We start from the raw sequence: 1,561 nt of genomic DNA, 5'->3' as shown, positions 1-1,561 counted from the left end.
CTGAGGAGACAGGGAAGAGGTCTATGTAAACGCCTTTCACACCTTTGTTTTTTAGCCTCTTGAGTGAAGCAAGCAGGAGAGAGGTTTTCCCAAACCTTCTGGGCGCATAGAGAAGGACATTAATGCCCGAAAGCACGTCCTTTTCAAGGGAGTTAAGCTCATCCTCCCTATCGCAGAAGTCCTCTTCTTCAACCACACCCCCGAAGAAGAACGGGTTATCATGCTTCACAGCATAATTAATTTATACTTTATAGTATTATCCTGTCAAGTATAATCACTCTATCCCCAGCCTACCCCACAGATCATCTATCTTCCTCTTGACTTCCTCGTCCATTCTAATAACCTCCGGCCACTCACGGGTATAGCCCTCCTCCTTCCACTTGGTCGTGGCGTCCACCACCATCTTTCCACCAAAACCTACCTCGTTGGTTGCATGGTCAAGCACGTCTATAGGACCCTTGAGTATCTGAACATCCCTAACAGGATCCACATTGTTACCCCACGCCCAGAGAACCTCCCCTATGTCGTGAACGTTTATCCAGTCATCAAATACAACTATATGCTTTTCCAAGGACATCAGCCCCAACCCCAGCAAAGCGTAGGCAACCTTGTAGGCGTGCCCGGGAAACCTTTTCTTTATAGAAACGAAGCAGAAGTTATGAAACCCGCCTTCGGCGGGTAGATGGTAGTCCACCACCTCCGGTAGGTTGAACTTTATGAGAGGCAGGAATATCCTTTCTGTAGCCCAGCCCAAATACTTGTCTTCCTGCGGAGGTATTCCCACTATTGTATGCAGATACAGAGGATTTCTCCCTCCGTTGAGTCGGTTGATGTGGTGAGCCTCAACCTCTTTGTGAGCTTCTGAGTCTGCCCCAGCCGTAGTATAATTACACAGAAGTTCACGAGTATGGGAGGTTAAGGATATGAATAAACTTGCCCTTGAGAGCCTCACCGAGCAGAAGGAAAGTCCTGAGTATCTCCAGATAAGCTGGGCGGCAGCCATGACCCTCGGTTTGATACCGGGTCAGTTCTATAGGAATACCAAGCTCAGTTGTATCAATACACTCCTGACCTACCCTTCCGGCTGTCACGCAACCTGTGCCTACTGTGGGCTTCAGAAGGCGAGGGACATGGAGTATTCAAAGAAGAACTTTATCAGAGTTGAGTGGCCTACCGTCAAGCTTGACGATATTATAGAGAGGACTAAGGAGGTTGGTCACGCGGAGCGTCTCTGTATATCCCAGATAACCCATCCCAGATCCATAAGGGACACCAAGTATGTGCTTAAGAGGGTTATAGAGGAACTGGGCGACCAGCTCTTCGTGTCTATACTCATGAACGCTACGGGTCAGACTTACGAAGACATAGAGGATTACAAAAAGCTGGGTGCTGACACCCTGACGGTTGCCCTTGATGCGGCTACTCCGGAGATATTTGACAAGCTCAGGGGCAGACCCATGAACAGCCCTCACAGGTGGGATACCTACTGGGAAGTCCTTGAGTGGTGCGGAGAGGTTATGGGAGATGGCTACGCGGGTTGCCACCTCATAGTGGGTCTCGG

1 protein-coding gene and 2 pseudogenes are annotated in these 1,561 nt (G+C 49.5%); 1 reads left to right on the top strand and 2 read right to left on the bottom strand.

Translation table 11 applies throughout. The features are described 5' to 3' along the window. Together HG1285_RS02030 and HG1285_RS02035 are read right to left on the bottom strand one after the other, a co-directional pair. Positions 1-229, bottom strand: a pseudogene (locus HG1285_RS02030) (hypothetical protein); the annotation flags it as partial. A 45-nt stretch (positions 230-274) separates the two neighbouring features. Beyond that, positions 275-808: pseudogene (locus HG1285_RS02035) on the bottom strand (UbiD family decarboxylase domain-containing protein); the annotation flags it as partial. 115 nt (positions 809-923) lie between these two features. Between HG1285_RS02035 and HG1285_RS02040 the strand changes: the two are divergent. Beyond that, a partial coding sequence (locus tag HG1285_RS02040; RefSeq protein ID WP_008289229.1) for a radical SAM protein occupies positions 924-1,561 on the top strand: 638 nt, incomplete at its 3' end.

Source organism: Hydrogenivirga sp. 128-5-R1-1, assembly GCF_000171895.1.
The sequence above is the reverse complement of the archived record's forward strand: the minus strand, read 5'-3'. Positions and strand labels throughout refer to the sequence as shown.